The following is a 17,160-nucleotide window of genomic DNA, read 5'->3' on the forward strand; positions in this document are numbered from 1 at the left end:
ACTCACCTCGGCTGCAGGGATTGCAGCAGCCCCACCAATTCCACCTGCCGGTGGCAACCTGTCTTGCGCATCAGGTTCTTCATGTGGGTGCGCGCCGTATGCCAGCTGCACCCCTCTATCCGGGCGTAGTCCTTGACGGTCCTGCCCGTGGCAAGCAGCACCGCCAGACGCGCTTCCGAGGGCGACAAACCCAGCGCCTCCTGCACGAGTCCGGGACTCGGGCCAGAAAATGGCGTACCGGCATCCGCCATTACCAGCAAAGCCATGGGCCGCTGGCGGAACGCAGCGGCATGGCTGGGCTTGAGCGGCAGGACCGTCACCATCAACCGTAACGCAGAGCCTGCCGTCAGGCACAGAGCCCCGGCCAGGCCCTGTGCATGATGGCCGCAAGCCTGGGCCACAAGACGCAGCAGTTGCGCCTGGGCCTGCCCGTCAACGCAGCGCAGCAGGCCGTGGCGCACAGACAAGGCTTCGCAAAAAGCTGCCAGCAGGCAGTCGGCCGAGGGGTTGCAGTAGTGGATGCGGCAATTTGAATCCACAAGTGCAATGCCTTGCGGCAAGTTGTCCAGGGCTGTGAATCCCAAAGCCGCCTGCCGCGCCAGTCCTCCCATGTGCATGCGCAGGCGGGCGGCACGCGCCAGATCGGGCATCCACTGCTGCATGAAGACCCGCTCCTGTGCGCCATAGATTCCACGATCCGTAGGACGCATGAAACCCAGGAAGTCCTGCGTCCCCCCTTCGTCGCGCACCTTGACACCCAGCGTGTTGCGAAGTCCGTGGGGCGCCAGCACATCGACGTAGACCGCATTGCGCGACATCTCCCATGCGCTGAAGTGCTCATGGTCGAGCATGAACTGGCCCTGGGGCAGGCTCGCCACGACGGACATGCGCAGGTCCTCGCCAACGTAGTGGGTTTCGTATTCACGCAATTTATCGGCATCGATGCCCGCCAGGTCGTGGTTGTGCACGCTCTCGACCACCCCGCCACCAGTGCTGCCCAGCGTGAAGAAATGGAAAACGGACGCGCCCAGCGCCTGCCGCATGGCGTCCAGCGCAGACTGCCAATCCTCAGCGGAAAGTACTCCGTCGTACAGCAGTCCCGGTATTTGGCAACTGGCACCCTGTCGATCAATAAATTTCATGGAAATGAATTATTGATTCTTTATAGCTATTTTCAATCAGACAGCTCTGAATTTCGATACCGGTCTTGCCACGTCGATTTGGGGCAATGTTCACACGGTTGTATTGCACAATCCATCAATGCCCGCCGCCCCCGTCCGCTCCGCTCCCACGCGCGAAACCTATTCCGAACTGCAGCAGGCCTACGAGCACTTCAACCAGCGCCTTTTTGACGATGCCCTGCCCCACTGCCTGATCACGCTGCAGCGCGAGAAACGCACCTGCGGTTATTTCTCTGCCGCGCGCTTTGCCTCGCTGGACGGCAGCACCACCGACGAGATTGCGCTCAACCCCGCCTACTTCGCGGCGGTGCCCATCATCGAGACGCTGCAGACCCTGGTGCATGAGATGACGCACCTGTGGCAGCACCACTTCGGCAAGCCGGGCCGTGCGCGCTATCACAACGAGGAATGGGCGGACAAGCTGGAATCGCTGGGCCTCATGCCCTCGTCCACGGGCCGGCCCGGCGGGCGGCGCACGGGCGACATGATGGCCGACTACGCCGTGGCGGGCGGCCCCTTCCTGGCGGCCTGCGATGCCTTGCTGACCACGCGCTTCCAGCTGAGCTGGTACGACCGCTTCCCGGCCATCGAGCATGTGGTCACGGGCCAGTGGAGCATGGCCACGCAGCTCCAGGGCATGCAGGGCACCCAGCCGCCCATGTCCTCCGTGCCCGCCCTGGCCGAAGCCGTGCGGCCCGTGGGCACCTCGGTGGCTGTGCCGGGCTCCACCACCGGCGAGACCACCGTGCAGCCCGTCAACAAGTCCCTGCGCGTCAAGTACCGGTGCGGCGGTTGCGCGGCGCCTGTCAATGTCTGGGGCAAGCCGGGGCTGAACCTGATCTGCGGCGATTGCGGCAAAGGCTTCACAGCCCAGGATTGAGCACTCGGCAAGCCAGAGTGCTTCACCTGCCCCGCCCCACCTCCCGGCACAAGCGCCTGTGCGGACTCAATGCAGCAGCGTGGCCACCAGGGTCACCTCGGGCACGCCTGCCAGCGCCTTGGACAGCGGGCACTGGGACTTGGCCTCCTGGGCGATTTTCTGGAACTGCGCATCGTCGATGCCGGGCACCTTGGCCTGCAGCGTGAGGGCAATGCGGTCGATCTTGAAACCCTCGCCATCCTTGGCAAGCCGGACCTTGGCTGTGGTGTCCAGCATCTCGGTGGCGATGCCCGCCTTCTCGCAGGCAAAGGCAAAGGCCATCGTGAAACAGGCCGCATGCGCGGCGCCCACGATCTCCTCGGGATTCGTTCCTTTTCGGTCATCCCCGAAGCGGCTGCCGAACCCGTAGGGATGGTCCTTGAGCGCGCCGGTCTCCGTGCTGATGCGGCCCTGGCCGGTCTTGCCTGCACCTTCCCAATGGACGGAAGCGGTTTTCTCGGACATGTGTTTCTCCTGTGCGTTGGTTGGACAAGCCGCCATCACAGCACAGGCGCCACAGGGCAAGGCGTGGTCCCGGGGCGCGCCAGCCCCTGCGCGCACGTCCTACAGCAAAAAAGACGGATACCGCAGCATTCAGCATATTCCGGCCCACATACCGGGGAGAGCGTGCGAGCCAATGCAACTGCCGCTGCAAAAAATGCCACTTGCCTGCTTCCTTTGCATGTTCAACAATGCAGCCTCAAATTGAGGGCGAGGAACTCAAAGAATGAAATATTCGTATATTGCGATATCTCTGTCTCTGCTTTATATCTATCTATTCAACCGACTGACATCCGTCCTTTCAGAAGAAGAAAAGAAAAAACTCCTGACCCAAGGGGTGTGCAAATACATCGTGATGGCTTGCGCCGCACCCATGTTAGCCATACCGTTTTTCAACGATCAGACTGTCAAATTCGCATTGCTTGCCTTTGTGCTGATCTCTTCAGCATTGCTTGAACCCATCAATCATAGAAAACTGCTGGCATCAGGACTGCCTGCAAGCTTCCTGAGAAAAAAGCGTCTCCTGGGGTTCATCGCCATGCCTGCCACCATCTTCTTTCTGCTGGAATATTGGCCTTGAAGATGCAGCTGCCCGGCAAGCAATCGGCCCCACCTGCCCCTATTGCCGGAACTCGCCCTTGGGCTTGACCATCTGCCGCAGATTCCTCAGTTTTCTGGGCGCACGCTCGGTCCACAGGATCTCCGCGCCGTCCGCCAGCTCCTCGTAGATAGGCAGCACCTCGGTGATGCCCAGCAGCTCCCACTGGACAGGCTCTCCATCCGGCCCACCCTTGTAGGGCACGGCATTCTCCAGGGCAAGCGCCATCCCTTTCTCATAGGCCTCGTCCAAGGTGCCGGCACGGACCAGCACCGTGTTCTCCCAAGACAGGAAGCGGGCCTGTTCGTAGTCCCTCTTCTCATCGTTCAGTTCCACGAAGCGAAGCAGGTAGGAAACCACGTACCAGCCTACCGGGGAAATATTCTTTTCGTGCTTCATGAGACATTTTCCCCATGGCTCGGCATCGGGAGCGCCGGCTCAGCGTCCGGATCTTGCCTGGACGCCGCGGCAGCGCGCAGGCCAATGCAATTGCCGTCCAGATCCTCCAACTCCGCCACAAACCCGAACGCGCCCACCGCCGTTTCCGGATAGCGAACTGCTCCCCCCGCTGCCACGGCCCTTCTCAACGTGTCCTGGATATCGGGCACATCGAAATAGACGCGGGCGCCCGACTTTCCCGGCACATAGCTGTCGCCTTGGGCCAGTGCGCCGCTGGAGCCGGGCGCGCCTTCCGCATACGGGAAAAAGGCCATCTCGTTGCCATCCACGCTCTCACGCTCCAGCGCATGCCCGAAGACGGCGCGGTAGAACGCCATGGCCTTTTCCAGCTCATGGACGGGAATTTCGAAGTAGGAGGAGATATTCATGCCGGCCATCATGCACGCGGCTGGCCGCAGGAAGAACGCCTTGCGGGCAGGCCTACTTCAAGGTCGCCAGTTGGGCGATTCTCTGCATGGCTTTGTGAATCTCGGGCGCGAGGTCCGAGATATCTTCACTGTCTGCACCAAGAACGATGGCGACGCACCCTTTCTCGGCGGACGCCATCCAATGCAGATAGAACAGACTTTCCTTCAGATCGGCAGAGTCCATCACATCAGACATCAACCCCTGGAAATCCAGGATGACCTGCATGCGGTCCTCCCCGTCCTTTGCCAGATTGCAAAGCTGCAGGAACCAGGGAGCCTCACGCAGTTGCTCGAAGAATGCGCGCACTTCCGGTTGGTATGCCCCCTGCTGTCCATTGACCAGAAGTTCTCGCCCTGGCGCAAACGTATCGCGGTAGCCAAGCAGCGTCTGCAGTTCATCGGCACGGATATCGAAATCCAGCGCGGCCAGCTTCTTGCGGGGTCCTTTCAGCCAGCGCAGCTTCGCCTCATGCGCATGGGTCGCAAGAATCTGCGGCAGCTTTGCCACCTCTCGCTCATACATCTGGATATCCTGGACCAGCAGATGGCGCTCACCCAGCATGGCAGTCCGTGCCTCTTCGCATGCCCGGATGATCCAGTAGGCCTGCTCCTTTTCCCTGGCATTGAAGCTCGTGGAACTCCCGGCAATGAACCAGAGCTTCTCCGCCATACTCCGTGCCACCACAGCCCAATAGCGGTGATCGGTCAGTTTCTGCTGAGAAGGAGACTCGTCATGGATGTACTCATTCCATGAACCACTGGGCACAGCTCCGATGGCGGCGGCGACCGATGATTTTTCCCGGATGCCCAACCACCCGTAGCCGTGGGCCTTGCCGCCCTCGAAAACACAGAGCGCATAGTCCTTGCTGCTTTCTTCAGATTCAAAACGGACAAAGCTCCCATCGCGCACAAAAGGAGCCAGCGCCTCCAACTGTTGAGAGACCCGCTCGGTGATCTTGTCCACATCGATCTCGTCAATCACCAGCAGGGTCTTCTGGCTCTTGCCATACCAGCCGATCGCGGCCAACGCGGCATCCAACGGCATGTCTTCCGTGATCCAGCCTTTTTCCTGCAGAAGCGCGGTGAGTACCTTGCCCTGCTTCTTGGCGATCTTGATGTTGATTTCAGTCTGGCGAAAAGCGATGCCCATTCAACTGTTTCCTCTGGATATTTACGGTGGCCCTTGATACAGCCTCAGGCATGCACGACACGCTTGCCGGCGCATGCATTCAAGACAGGAATGCGGCTTGCCGCGCAGCGAATATAGCCGCCAGCGCTCCCGCGGAACTGGACGCTTTGTCCAGTCACCGATGGGTGGGTGCATCGTCACCTGTCCCGCTTCTACGTCAATCCAGCGATCACTGCCATATCAGTGGGACGTATTCATCACCCCACAAACACCTGCCGCGTATCCGTTCGCCCCACGATCACCGCCGCCAGCACCGCCGCCCCGGCCGCAACCCCAAAATTCGCCAGATAGGCCGCATGGGCCGAAGTCTCCAGCAAGGCCGCGAACAGCGATCCGCCAATGGCCAGGGTGGCCGCCACGGCAATGGCCTCGCACAGCTGCAGGGCCGAGCTGTTGGCGCCCTGCTCGCCGGGCGCGGACATGGACAGCGTGAGCACCGACAGGCTTGCCGAGAGCAGGCCCATGCCCAGCCCCGACACGATCCAGCCCACCACCGCCACCCACACGGGCACGGCCGGCCAGGCCACCGATGCCGTCAGCAGCACGCCTGCCAGCACCGCGCTGGTGCCCACGCGCAGGAAGCGGTGACGGCTCCAGCCGTTGCGGCTGTGTCCCTGGTACCAGGAAGCGGAACACCAGCCCAGCGCACCCGCGCTCAGCACCAGCCCCGCCATGGGCGCTGACAGCCCGTGCTCGCGCGCCAGCACCAGCGGCAGGAACGCCTCGGCCCCGAAGAACGCCGCAAACACCAGCCCGCGCAAGGCGATCACGCTGGGCAGCCCGCGCCCGGCGCGCAGCGTGCCGGCCGGCAAGAGCTTCCAGGTGCAGACCAGTGACAAGGCCGCGGCCACCGCCACCGCACCCAAGGCGCCCGCCGATTGCCTTTGCCCGCCCACATACAGAAGGCAGATGCCCGTGGCCGCGCCCAGAGCCCACAGCCCGCGCCGCACAACGCCCTGCATGCCCTGGCCATGGCCGCCCAGGCCCTGGAGCGACGGGCGCAGCATCGCCCCGGCCGGCAAGGCCAGCAGGGGCACGCCCAGGAACACCCAGCGCCAGCCCAGGTGCTCCACCACCAGGCCGCTCAACGCCGGCCCTACCAGCGCGGGCACCACCCAGGCCGTGGCAAACGCCGCAAAAATGCGCCGCCGCAGTGCCTCGGGATACCGCCGGCCCACCAGCACATACAGCGCCACCGACATGCCACCGGCCCCCAGCCCCTGAACCAGCCGCCCCGCCAGAAACACCGGCATGGAAGGCGCAAAACCCGCCAGCAGCAACCCCGCCACAAAACACGCCATGCCAGACCACAGCGGCGCCGCCGGCCCGCGCGCGTCGCACCAGCCGCCCGCCACCGTCATGCCCACCACGCTGGTGGCCAGGGTCACGCCAAACGCAACCGCGTACAGCGGCACCCCATCGAGCGCGCGGGCCACGGCCGGCATGGCTGTGGCCACGGCCAGGGCCTCAAAGGCAATCAAGGCCACCAGCGAGACGATGCCGATCGTCGTCAGGCGGTAGGGGGAAGACAGGATGGACCAGCTCTCGGTGGTCGTCGGCCGGACCTGATCGTCCAGCGTGAGGGAATCTTGATGGGGCATGGATGCTTCTTGGTTGCAGGGTCTGCGACGGCCATGGCGCAGTGCCATGGCGACGAGAAGCCTGGAGCATGCAACCTCAAGTGCGGTTGAGATCAAGGGGGTCCTGCCCCCTGGCACCTCTTACCGCTCGATCACACGCCAATACTGGCCAGCAGAGCGGCTGGTGGCCGGCAGCATGACGGCAATGCCATTGTTATTGGCCGTATCCAGCACGACGGCATCCGACAGGAAGCGGTTGTAGAGATGGAACTGGCCCGGCAGGTCGCTGGGCGCACAGCGCCATTGCTGGCCGCTGAAGCGTGGGGAGTCTCCCGCTGACGCCGTCATCTTCAGCTCAAGATGCGATTTCCCGGCCACGCTGGTGACATCGAGCGCCATGGTGCCCGGTCCGAACGCCGCATTCTGGACCAGCCAGTAGCCCTTGCCGGTGCGCAGGAACCTCCATCTGTCGGCGCCCAGAATCATGGCCGGGAAGGAAATCTGCCATGGCTCGACGTTGTACAGCCCGGGGGGAGACACAAGGCCCGTGCCCTGCAGCAGCGCTACCGCATTGCGCCTTTCGCTCCAATACAGGTTCTGCAGCCCGACCCATTGGCGGTCCTTGAGCATGGGGCATTGGTCGTACAGATAGTCGCCCGTCTCGTAGCGCCGAAAATCCGCATCGCTGAGCCGCTGGGCCGAGAGTGCGTGTGCCTCAGCGGAGATCCGTGCCAGTTCCCGCATGGTGGCCGTCATGGTGATCAGGGGCGCGGACGAGCCGCGCACCGGCCTCACCGGCAAGATGCGGCGAGCATTTGCAAGGTCGGAGGCCACGGCCCGCCAGCGCAATGCCAGAGTGCTGAATTCCGTTGCCATCGCCTGCGGCGCGGGCCCAAGGCGGACCACCGCGTTTGCCGGTGGCGGCTGCCTGGCATGGTGCGCGGCGGCCACGCGAAGCAGCGAGGCATGACTTTCCAGCTGCGCCACGACGGGTGCAGCCGCCGCAATGGCCGCATCCATTTCCGTCTCGACGGCTGCGACACCCGCATTCCACCGGGCCTCGTCCAGCGGTGCGTCGGGGGTCAGCGAAACGGCATCCAACTGGTCACAAAGCTGCTGCAAACGCCCGACGGCCTGCCCCAGCTTTTGCACCGTGTCGGCCAGCCCGTCGATACGGGTACGCAGCGTGCCCCAAGCGGCCGATGCTGCCTTCAGCGCAGGGAACGACTGCATGCTCTCCAGGCTCCTTACCAGCGTCATGCGGCCGCTGGCATCGTCCAGATCCAGCCCGGTCAGGAACGAGAACTCGGCGATATCGGTCCATACCTGCCGTGCGACTGGCTCACGCGCGGGCTCGGCTTCGACGCGGCAGCTCGCTGCCATGGCGCCACCGCAGCACAGCGCCGTGGCAGCGGCGGGCAGCCACAGAAGCCGGCTCATCTGGCGGCAGTGCCGGCCATCAGCAGGCGCAGGGCCCGAGGCGCTGCCGGCATCCGTCGGGGCTCCAACACTTCGATCAGCCACGTCGTGAACGGCGTCGGGCAGACATCTCCCAGGTGCTGCGAGAACTCGATCTGGTCGCCGGCGTAGGTGAAGTTGATCTTCAGGGGCGAGCAGAAAAGCCTCTCGTCCCCGTTGCCCGTGCTGTCGTGAAAGTCGCTGCCGGTCACCATGTCGATATTGATGCGCTGGGCCGAGACATCGGCAAACTCCAGCCAGGCCTGCACCGACGAAAGGCGGATGCGGCGGTAGCTGGCCAGTGCCGGATGGCTGGTGGCAATGGACAGGCTGATGGGCTGCCCATGCGCCAGCTGCTGCAGCAGCGCGGCGTCAGTGACCCGCAATTCCCGCCGCAGATCCCCTTGGGTCCTCGCATTGGCCGCCTGCGCGCTGGCGTGGTCTGCCAGCAGGGTGGCGTGTGCATCTGCCATGGCAGCGGCCGTGCCCGGCATCGAAAGACGGTGGCCGGGCTGCTTGCCTGTCTCGTAGGCCTGTGCGGCACGGACCCCGAAGCAGTCCACGAAGAAGCCGCGGCGCACACTTTCTGCCCTGAGGGTGATTTCCCCCTGCAACCGCGCGCTGCGCTCCAGCTCTGTCAGCGCCTGCTGCTCCAGCGCCTGCAGGCGCTTGCGCTTGCCGATCACCGCAACGTATTCCAGCTTGAGCGTGGCAAGCTCACGGGCAATGGCATTCTTGGATGCGCTTTGCTCTGCCAGCAGGCGGCCATAGACGGCCACCTTCTGCACCTGTGTCTTGAGGGTGTTGGCGGCGTTGCGCACGGCCGCCTCGGTGCCTTCGGTGGCAAGCACCAGATCCAGCCGGTTGACCGCATCGTTCTCCAGTACCGTCCAGGCGGCCTTGGCTTCATTGGCATCCGGCATGAGCGCAAGTGCACGCATGGTGTCGCCCAGCTCCCGTGAAATCCCCTCGACATCCAGCCCGCCCAGCGGCCCACGGATCACCGGCAGCACCGCATTCAATGCGCCCTTGGCGGGATCCACCAGATTCTTGAGCGTGCTGGAGTTGTGCCTGGCCCATTGCAGCGGAATGGCAAACGACTGGCCCAGGGCCTTCAGCGCCTTGAGCGGGCCGTCTATGCTGCCGCCAAGCGTCTTGGCCTGCCCGTACAAATCCTTCAGGCCGAGCACGCCTTTCTGACCGGTCTCGGTCAACGCCTTCGGGTCGGGCGGCACGCCCACGCACAGGGCGGCCACGCTGCCCGCGACTGCGATGACGCCAAAGGCGATTTCCAGGCTCATCTTCACGGTGCGCACGATCTGGGCAACGTCGCTTTCAAGCTTGAGCCGCATGGCGGCAAGTTCCGCTTCAAGCTCCTCCTGGCGCACCGTGCGTGCGGCGCGGTCAAGGGCCTCGATCTGCTGAATCAACCGCTGCTCCAGCTCGGTGCAACGTGCCTCCAGCGTCTTGAGGTCCAAGGTATCCCGGTCGGCAAACGCCTGCGCGACGCTGCCCACGGCACCTGCCAGCTCGCCGCTGGCGCGCAGGCTGCGCAGGTGGGCCTCCATGGCCGCCATCACCTCCTGCCGGGCCTTGGCCAGCGACAGATAGCTGCCTGCGCTCAGATCAGGAATCGGCCTGGCCAGCCTGTCAACGTCCATGACCGGCAGCAGACGCTGCAGCGAACCCGCCGCCTGGATCAACTCGCCAAACCCGGACTCGACCCCTGACCAGCGCGTGATCCATGCCAGCGCCTCATGGCACAACACCAGCTCGGCCGCGCTGTGGCCGGGCCTGCCCGCCATGCCGGCGCTCAGGGCAAACAGCGCGGCCAGCACCCTGTGCATCGGCTCGCCATGCTCCAGCAGGCCGGGCGGCACGGGGGTGTGCTTCACCACAGCCCGGTTGCCCTGCCACAGGAAATTGCTGAACTGCGGCCGCGCCACCGTGTCCCAGGCCCCCTCCAGCGCATAAGGGGTGTCGCGCGTGGGGCCGCCGTACAGGGTGAACCGGCCCTCCACGGTTTCCACAAAAATGCGTACCCTGCTGAGCTCGTTGTCCTCGTCATGCAGCATGCGCAGAACCGTCGTGCCTTCGGAAACAATGCGGCGGGCAACCACCGTCAGCCGCCGCACCGCACCGTCAAGCCGCCTGTCGAACCCCTCGGGCACCACCACGGTATCGGCATGGATGTCCAGCGCCTGCAGGCCAGCCGCGTCGGCCTCGTCCAGCAACACCTTCAGGTCCACCACCAGATCGGCCACGATGCCGAAGGGATTGAAGCTGCCGTCCGGCGCCCGGCCACCGCTGCAGACCAGCGGCCCTGGCGGCACCAGGCCCTCGGCTCGGTAGCGATCGATCAGGGTTCGCAATTCAATGGGAGTCATCGCGGCAGTGAGCGCGGGAGTCATTGCTGAAGTCATGGCGGGTGGTTCCAGGTAAGGCACTGCACCTGTGCAGCGGTTGGACAAAGGCCGGAGCAGATCGCTCAGGCTGCCTTCTTGCTGGCAAGTTCCACCAGTTGATCCACGCTCTGCGCCTTCTTCGGCGTGCCGCCAAAGCGGCGGAAATGGTCTGCCTGTCCGGCGACACGCGCCCAGCCCTTCTTGGCCGTGCCAAGCACCACCGTCAGGCTGAACCAGTTTTCCCCTTGCAGGGACTTGCGGCCGGTGGTGCTCAAGACCTTGTGTATGTTGCCCAGATCGGCAGAAATCGCACGCCATGCCTCGCCCAGCGTCTTGAGCTTGGGACCCAGGTCTTCAATGCTCTTGCTGATGCTGTCAAAGCGATCATTGCTTCGGTTGTAATAGCCGATGAAGCGCTCGTTCGTGGCCATCGTGGCCTGGATGGTTCTCACCTCATCCACCTTCTCGGCAATCTTCCTTCGCGTGACCGCAAGGTCCGCACCCACACCGATATCCACCCCCGCCAGAATCAGCGGCCCGAAAAGCGGAATGGCCAGATAGGCCGGAGACGTGGACAGCACGATGACTTCATCCTTTTCCTTGCGGCGCAGGGCCTTCAAGTCGTTCTCCAGCTTCTCCACGGCGGCCTTCAGCTTCTGGTTGGCAGCACCCTCGGCGCCCAGAGTGGTCGTGAACTTCTGCTTTTGTCCATTGAATGCGGTCTTGCAGGCATTCAGGCGCACCAGTATTCCGTTGCCGTTGTCAAGAATGGAGTTCTGCAGCGCGAAGGCACGCACCGAGCGCGCATTGGCGTCTTCAATCAACTGCTCCAGCGCGCTGCTGAAATTGCGCTTGATCTGCTCCGAACGCCCGCTGGGCGTATCGCTTTCCCAAACCTTGACCAGGGCCTTCCATTTCGCTTCCACCGCCGGCTCCGCCGATGGGGTGGGCGCTCCCTCCAGATCAAAACGGTCCACCAGCTCGATCAGCCGCTCATAGGTGGTTGCCGCCACATCGTTGTACTGAACGATATCGTCGGCAAGGGTCAGCATCTTGTCCTGCACATCGGCCTTGAACTTCTGGCCGACACCCTTGAGCGTGACGAACAGCTCCACCGCTTCGGAAAACTCCGGCCTGAAAGCATCCTGCTTCTGCATGCCCAGCATGGCGCGCATCAGCTCCGTGGTGGTCGGGTTGTCGGTGACTGCAGACTCGAAGAACGTCGTCAGCCCGATCCAGTCCTCTGAACTGAGAACGGAAATTCCCTTGTAGATATCGGCAGACGGTGTGAATGCATTCGTTGAATTTGCAGGGTCGGACATGGCGAAGGCTCCTGATGGTGAAAGGCCGGATTCGGCCTCGAATCGGTGTGCAAACAAGCGGCGGCGTTGAAGAAATGACCGCACCGCAGTCATCGCCCGCCCTCCTTTTGCGCTCCAGTCGACCGGATGCTAGGTAGCCGCCATGGCCCTGTATGTCCCCCAAACAAGTGACACAAATTCATACAGCACTGGGGATAAGGACAGCAGCCGGACTGCTCTCTCACACCCAATGGCGCCTGTCCCCTGCGCGACCCATGGCAATGAGCACGATCAATCCATTGCCTCAAATGACAAGGCAAGGAATTTCGCATACCAGGCATACACCACCTGCTATGCAATCAATAGCGCATTGCACAGATTCATCGCCAATCAGAAGACACCATCAGTGTCAATTTCTCTTGATTTCACCGCACCCATTGGCACAGGAATTCGCCTCACCCATAAATGTTGCAAAATGTTCGGCAATTTGAACGATGGAGGAGCGGGAGTGGCAAGAAAACGAAAGACCAGCACGGCAGAAGACCTCATGGATCTGATCGCCATGCTGCCCTGGTGGGCTGGCATTGCATTGGCACTCGCCAGCTACATGGTGCTGCACTCCATTGCCATCCGACCCCTGCCTGCAGCACAAAGCCCGCAGCAAATCGGCCAATTGGCCACAACAGCCATCTGGCAGGGCTTGGCTACCGGTGGCCAGTACATCCTGCCCCTCATCTGCCTGGCCGGCGCGGCCATTTCCGCCGTGCGCAAGCGCCGCCGCAGCCAGTTGTTCGAAACCACCTCGGCCAGTTCCAGCGCGGATGCGCTGCAGAACATGTCATGGCGGGAGTTTGAAACGCTGGTGGGTGAGGGATTTCGGCGGCGCGGCTACGGCGTCAGGGAAACCGGTGGCGGCGGGCCCGATGGTGGCGTGGACCTGGTCCTCTCGAAGAATGGCGAAAAGACACTGGTGCAATGCAAGCAGTGGAAAGCCTTCAAGGTGGGCGTTTCCACGGTGCGCGAGCTATATGGCGTCATGGCGGCCGATGGGGCTGCTGCGGGCTTTGTGGTGACCTCTGGTCGGTTCACTCAAGAAGCAGTGGCCTTTGCTGCGGGGCGGAATATCCAGCTCATGGACGGGGCTGCGCTCATGAAATTGCTCAAGGAGGCAAAGGCCCAGACAGAAGCTGCTTCAACCATCAAGGCTCGGACTTCTGCCCCTTTGGCGAGCCCCGTGCCTGTATCCGGGCCCATCAAGACGGAACCCGCTTTTGACACAGTGCAACCGGCTGCCGCCCCAATACCCGACTGTCCTCAATGCGGGAAAGCAATGGTTCAGCGGGTTGCCAAGCGAGGGCCTGCGGCTGGGAAGGCATTTTGGGGATGCTCGGCGTTTGGTGCGGGGTGTCGAGGGACTCGGGAGATGGCTGGGGTTGGGAATTGATTTTGTAGATGGCCTGCTTTCGACCCTCAGTTGACACACAAGTAAAAGCCGCAAAGCGGTCATTCAATGAATAAACATCTATGCGTAGTGCATATCGGTCTGTCCTGTCTCAGTTATAGTTAGTGTTTTTAAAAAATTGTCAGGTGGACCTACTCCAGTCACCGTGTGCGGCTACGACAGAAGGGCGGCCACCTGCATCACCGAATTGGATTCATGTCTCATGGGTAGCATATAACACAGAGCTTCGCTGCAAGCCCCTTGCTGCGACTTTTACATGCCAATTTAGACCACAGGTTCAAGATAACCTGATGCTTAGTGTTATCTACAGTACGTTCGCGATCTGGGGAGTTAGATGCAATTTCAAACGGCCAAAAAAATAGCGGTTCTGCTTTTAAAGACAGGGCACGAGGGAATTGGAAAGTACCATCTTGAAAAACACATAAAGCAGAAAAATCTTTCGGGATTTCATCAGTGGGCCAACGATCGCCCATGCGAAGGCGCGTTTTTATTCAAAGATTCTGCGGGGAAGGGTATTTGGATTGTTCTAATAGATTGGCGAAATAGTGATAACTTTTATGTTGTCCTGTTTCCTGAGTCTAAATCCGGTCCAATTGCTGAAATCCACCACGTTGTAGAATCACATGGCGAATCTGTTTTGCACTGGCGTTACTCGCCAAGTAAGCACGACAAAAAAAATGAAGAGCGCAGGGCATATTTTGCAGAGATTTTTCTTTCCACTAACGTGCAGATATCGATCCCACAGATTCCTACTGAAGTAGATGATTTCATTGATGACCTGTTTGTCCTCGCGGACGGCAAGGAAAAAGCAAACAGTTTAGACCCTGATAAGCCTGTAATACGTACTGGCTTTCCGGAGGGGAAATTTAAAGAGAAGCTTCACTTGGCCAGAGAGCGCAATCAGACGTTGGTCAGGCAAGCAAAAGCGCAGGCAATGGCCAGGGTCGGCTCACTCAAATGCGCGTGCTGCAGCTTTGATTTTCTTGAGAATTACGGCGAAGTTGGGCGTGGTTTTATTGAGGCCCATCATACGAAACCAATAAGTGAGCTTCACGAAGGCGGTGAAGAAACCAAAATTGAAGACCTAGCGTTGGTTTGTTCCAACTGCCACAGAATGCTGCATCGCAAAAGGCCTTGGTTAAAAATGGACGAGCTTAATGGCTTACTGGCCGCTAATATTCCCTCAAGCGCTGAGTAAACGATTCTTCTTGCGACTGCCATCGACTCCTGGCCAAATCTGCGAATTTCTCAGACCGACCCATTGCGGTCCTTCAGTCTTCAACACGTAAAGACTGCTATACAGCAAAATTTCTGTCCTCTGCCTACTCAACCCATAGTTGAGCCAGGAAGCCAGAGTTAGATCATGAACGGTAGTGGCGCATCGCGGTGCATAAACCAACTTTCTATCTATGTCATGTGGAAAGCGGGCTTCGCTGACAGCATGAATAACCGCAGCTTCAAGTTCGAGAAACGCTGGCGATCCTCGGCAGGTGGCTGATAGATTAACGGCCTCCTTGTCGGCACGGTGACAAGCGGGCTTCACTGGCAGCACTACCACGTCAGGCAGAATTCCTAACGTGTTGCTACGCACGATGTCCGCGTCAAGTTTTTCATGGAGCAATTGGGGCGATAATGGCTTGGATGTCCAGATCGACCCGGACACCTTTGCTGTCTGTTCGACCTAGAACCGACCGCTCGCCTCCCTTTTGCAATACGTCTGTCGCATAACCTCGATTCTTGAGTTTCCTACCTCTAATATGACATATTTACAGCCCGCACCTATCTGGCAGATAGGGAGGAAAGAATCTGGAATCACTGACTCTGAGCGCTACCTTGGGGTTCTTGCCAGAAAGGCATTTTTGAGCTTTTGGAGCTTCCAAAACCCTTTTACCGACGAGAGTGGTGGCCGCGAACTGTGCGACCTACTCGTCGTTTTCGGAAATGATGTCATTATCTTTTCCGACAAGCAATGCAATTTCCCCGATGCTAAAGCCATTGGAGTGGCTTGGCCGAGGTGGTTTAAGGGCGCAATAGAAAAATCAGCAAAGCAGTTGGCTGGCGCGAAATCATTTTTAGAGCAACATCCTAATCGGATTTATCTTGACTCAGCGTGCGAGCATCCATTGCCCGTTCGCCTGCCGTCCAGAGAAAATATGCGATTACATTTGGTAGCTGTAACCAGGGGTGCTGTGCCAGCAGGCGAAAAATACTGGGGTAACGGCAGCTCTGGCAGTTTGATCATTAACACGCAACTGCATGCGGAAGCACACCAAAAACACCCATTCATGGTGGGGTGGCCCTTAAAGAAGCGTTTATTCATCCACGTGTTCGATGAACTCACCTTGGATGTTTTGCTCGGAGAACTTGATACAGCGCCAGATTTGATCGAATATCTTCGAAAAAAAGAGGAATATCTGTGCAAGTCAGGTGTGGACTTCATCATCTGCGGCGAGGAAGACCTGCTCGCCACCTATTTACTCAATCCCAATAGTGATTATCCCAATAGCTTTACCTTTCCTGCCGTTCCTGATGGCAAAAATCAGGTCCTGCTCGAAGAGGGTGGATGGTCACGCTTTCGGGCAAGTGACACCTACGCTAAATTGAAGAAAATGGTTGTGAAGAGTTATCTATGGGATGAACTCATCGAACATCAAACAAGTCATATCCAGAACTCGACTGCGAAGGTGCTCAATAGGTTCGAAAGCGCGTCCAATGATGTGCAGGCGCACGAAGAGGTACTTCGGGCAATGGCCCAAGAGGGTCGATTCGGAAGAATGAAGCTGTCCGAAAACCTCCAAGACGTCCTGACCCGCGATTTCGTAGGGAATAGATTCAGTAAGACTATTGTTCTACCTAGCCGGCCGGGTCGCGCGTATGTGCTAATGGTGTTGAGACGCGATCCTTCCGATAGCGAAGAGGACTACCGTGAACTTCGCACTACTTCACTGGCCGGCTACTGCCGCGCAACTCGCTTGAGGTTCTCTGGGATTCATGAGGTTGTGGGTATCGCTACCGAGCAACTTGAGTTTCACAAAGCAACGCAAGACTTTCTGTTAATGCAGTGCAGCGAATCATTGAGTAAAGAGGAAAAGCAAGCAGAGTTAGAATTTTTGCATAAGCATGGAATATGGAAAGATCACTGGAAATGTGTTTTCTAGGTAGGCGTTCCGGGTATAGCCCAATGCAGGCAGCAATCGCGATGTGTAGAATTTCAGGCTTGATCTGGCAGTGGACCTTGATTCCTAAGGCGCTTAACGTCGTGCGTACGCTTTAGCAGTCGTTGACGACAGGCTGCTCCTGGCCGGCAACAGCTCCTCGCTGCGGGCTGCTGCCGACCGAGAGCTGCCTCTCGATGTTGCTACTTGGATGACGGTTTTCCAGTGTGAATTCAACCGGTCGATGCAACACAATGACTGCACCTGGCGCAAGGAGTGCTGGCCATGAAGCAACGACCTCGGATCTACTACACCGAAGCACAGAAGGCGATGATGTGGGATCGCTGGAGCAAGGGCGATACCCTGCACCAGATCGGCAAGCTGTTCGATCGGCCGCATACCTCCATTCAGAACATCCTGGCCGCAACCGGCGGAATCCGCCCGCCAGCGCGTCATCGATCACGATTGGCACTGACTCTCGCTGAGCGCGAGGAGATCTCGCGGGCATTGGCTGCGGGCGAATCCATCCACTGCGTTGCCGCGCG

General features: G+C 60.2%; 14 protein-coding genes and 1 pseudogene. 6 read left to right on the plus strand and 9 right to left on the minus strand.

Annotated features, from left to right (window positions below; all coding sequences use genetic code 11):
- Positions 1-2: 2 nt before the first annotated feature.
- Positions 3-1,142: a helix-turn-helix transcriptional regulator gene (locus ACF8ML_RS02090; RefSeq protein ID WP_047327291.1), complete on the minus strand. Its 1,140-nt coding sequence runs from the start codon at positions 1,140-1,142 to the stop codon at positions 3-5.
- Positions 1,143-1,260: 118 nt separating this feature from the next.
- On the opposite strand from ACF8ML_RS02090, the gene ACF8ML_RS02095 reads away from it, so the two are divergent.
- On the plus strand, positions 1,261-2,061 hold the full coding sequence (locus tag ACF8ML_RS02095; RefSeq protein WP_046239085.1) for a SprT-like domain-containing protein: 801 nt from the start codon (positions 1,261-1,263) through the stop codon (positions 2,059-2,061).
- Positions 2,062-2,127: 66 nt separating this feature from the next.
- On the opposite strand, the gene ACF8ML_RS02100 is transcribed toward ACF8ML_RS02095, so the two are convergent.
- The gene (locus ACF8ML_RS02100; RefSeq protein ID WP_016447025.1) at positions 2,128-2,565 is read right to left on the minus strand and encodes an OsmC family protein; all 438 of its coding nucleotides are present in this window, start codon (positions 2,563-2,565) and stop codon (positions 2,128-2,130) included.
- Positions 2,566-2,827: 262 nt separating this feature from the next.
- On the opposite strand from ACF8ML_RS02100, the gene ACF8ML_RS02105 reads away from it, so the two are divergent.
- Positions 2,828-3,181 (plus strand): hypothetical protein, encoded by a 354-nt coding sequence (locus ACF8ML_RS02105; protein ID WP_047327292.1) that lies wholly within the window; start codon positions 2,828-2,830, stop codon positions 3,179-3,181.
- Between the two features lie 39 nt (positions 3,182-3,220).
- On the opposite strand, the gene ACF8ML_RS02110 is transcribed toward ACF8ML_RS02105, so the two are convergent.
- From ACF8ML_RS02110 to ACF8ML_RS02140, 7 genes are all read right to left on the minus strand, one after another.
- Positions 3,221-3,598, minus strand: coding sequence for a DUF4288 domain-containing protein (locus ACF8ML_RS02110; protein ID WP_392406095.1), 378 nt, complete (start codon positions 3,596-3,598; stop codon positions 3,221-3,223).
- A complete protein-coding gene (locus ACF8ML_RS02115) occupies positions 3,595-4,026 on the minus strand; it encodes a VOC family protein (protein WP_152683558.1) in 432 nt (143 codons plus the stop codon). The genes ACF8ML_RS02110 and ACF8ML_RS02115 overlap by 4 nt, the downstream gene beginning before the upstream one ends.
- A gap of 52 nt (positions 4,027-4,078) precedes the next feature.
- Positions 4,079-5,215: a hypothetical protein gene (locus ACF8ML_RS02120; protein WP_392406097.1), complete on the minus strand. Its 1,137-nt coding sequence runs from the start codon at positions 5,213-5,215 to the stop codon at positions 4,079-4,081.
- Between the two features lie 236 nt (positions 5,216-5,451).
- Positions 5,452-6,855, minus strand: a complete 1,404-nt coding sequence (locus ACF8ML_RS02125) for an MFS transporter (protein WP_392406098.1) — start codon at positions 6,853-6,855, stop codon at positions 5,452-5,454.
- A 120-nt stretch (positions 6,856-6,975) separates the two neighbouring features.
- Positions 6,976-8,274 carry a hypothetical protein gene (locus ACF8ML_RS02130; protein ID WP_392406100.1) on the minus strand — a complete coding sequence of 433 codons (1,299 nt, stop codon included), beginning with the start codon at positions 8,272-8,274 and terminating at the stop codon, positions 6,976-6,978.
- Positions 8,271-10,715, minus strand: coding sequence for a hypothetical protein (locus ACF8ML_RS02135; RefSeq protein WP_392406102.1), 2,445 nt, complete (start codon positions 10,713-10,715; stop codon positions 8,271-8,273). The genes ACF8ML_RS02130 and ACF8ML_RS02135 overlap by 4 nt, the downstream gene beginning before the upstream one ends.
- Positions 10,716-10,780: 65 nt before the next feature.
- Complete coding sequence (locus ACF8ML_RS02140) at positions 10,781-12,019, minus strand: alpha-xenorhabdolysin family binary toxin subunit A (protein WP_046239082.1); 1,239 nt, start codon at positions 12,017-12,019, stop codon at positions 10,781-10,783.
- 487 nt (positions 12,020-12,506) lie between these two features.
- Here ACF8ML_RS02140 and ACF8ML_RS02145 point away from each other — a divergent pair, with 487 nt between their 5' ends.
- The 4 genes and pseudogenes from ACF8ML_RS02145 to ACF8ML_RS02160 form a co-directional block, all read left to right on the plus strand.
- Complete coding sequence (locus ACF8ML_RS02145; protein ID WP_046239093.1) at positions 12,507-13,442, plus strand: restriction endonuclease; 936 nt, start codon at positions 12,507-12,509, stop codon at positions 13,440-13,442.
- Between the two features lie 352 nt (positions 13,443-13,794).
- Entirely contained in the window at positions 13,795-14,658 is an 864-nt protein-coding gene (locus tag ACF8ML_RS02150) for an HNH endonuclease (RefSeq protein ID WP_080945324.1), read from the plus strand.
- A 559-nt stretch (positions 14,659-15,217) separates the two neighbouring features.
- A complete protein-coding gene (locus ACF8ML_RS02155) occupies positions 15,218-16,618 on the plus strand; it encodes a hypothetical protein (protein WP_128422670.1) in 1,401 nt (466 codons plus the stop codon).
- 282 nt (positions 16,619-16,900) lie between these two features.
- Positions 16,901-17,160: pseudogene (locus ACF8ML_RS02160) on the plus strand (IS30 family transposase); the annotation flags it as partial.

It is taken from the genome of Delftia sp. WSY_10, from assembly GCF_043104705.1.
In the GTDB taxonomy this organism is placed as follows: Bacteria; Pseudomonadota; Gammaproteobacteria; order Burkholderiales; family Burkholderiaceae_C; genus Comamonas; species Comamonas tsuruhatensis.

Bases quoted from the DNA above. Each gene is read 5' to 3' on its own strand.
- ACF8ML_RS02090 (WP_047327291.1), bottom strand. From the start codon at position 1,142: ATGAAATTTATTGATCGACAGGGTGCCAGTTGCCAAATACCGGGACTG.
- ACF8ML_RS02095 (WP_046239085.1), top strand. From the start codon at position 1,261: ATGCCCGCCGCCCCCGTCCGCTCCGCTCCCACGCGCGAAACCTATTCC.
- ACF8ML_RS02100 (WP_016447025.1), bottom strand. From the start codon at position 2,565: ATGTCCGAGAAAACCGCTTCCGTCCATTGGGAAGGTGCAGGCAAGACC.
- ACF8ML_RS02105 (WP_047327292.1), top strand. From the start codon at position 2,828: ATGAAATATTCGTATATTGCGATATCTCTGTCTCTGCTTTATATCTAT.
- ACF8ML_RS02110 (WP_392406095.1), bottom strand. From the start codon at position 3,598: ATGAAGCACGAAAAGAATATTTCCCCGGTAGGCTGGTACGTGGTTTCC.
- ACF8ML_RS02115 (WP_152683558.1), bottom strand. From the start codon at position 4,026: ATGAATATCTCCTCCTACTTCGAAATTCCCGTCCATGAGCTGGAAAAG.
- ACF8ML_RS02120 (WP_392406097.1), bottom strand. From the start codon at position 5,215: ATGGGCATCGCTTTTCGCCAGACTGAAATCAACATCAAGATCGCCAAG.
- ACF8ML_RS02125 (WP_392406098.1), bottom strand. From the start codon at position 6,855: ATGCCCCATCAAGATTCCCTCACGCTGGACGATCAGGTCCGGCCGACG.
- ACF8ML_RS02130 (WP_392406100.1), bottom strand. From the start codon at position 8,274: ATGAGCCGGCTTCTGTGGCTGCCCGCCGCTGCCACGGCGCTGTGCTGC.
- ACF8ML_RS02135 (WP_392406102.1), bottom strand. From the start codon at position 10,715: ATGACTTCAGCAATGACTCCCGCGCTCACTGCCGCGATGACTCCCATT.
- ACF8ML_RS02140 (WP_046239082.1), bottom strand. From the start codon at position 12,019: ATGTCCGACCCTGCAAATTCAACGAATGCATTCACACCGTCTGCCGAT.
- ACF8ML_RS02150 (WP_080945324.1), top strand. From the start codon at position 13,795: ATGCAATTTCAAACGGCCAAAAAAATAGCGGTTCTGCTTTTAAAGACA.
- ACF8ML_RS02155 (WP_128422670.1), top strand. From the start codon at position 15,218: ATGACATATTTACAGCCCGCACCTATCTGGCAGATAGGGAGGAAAGAA.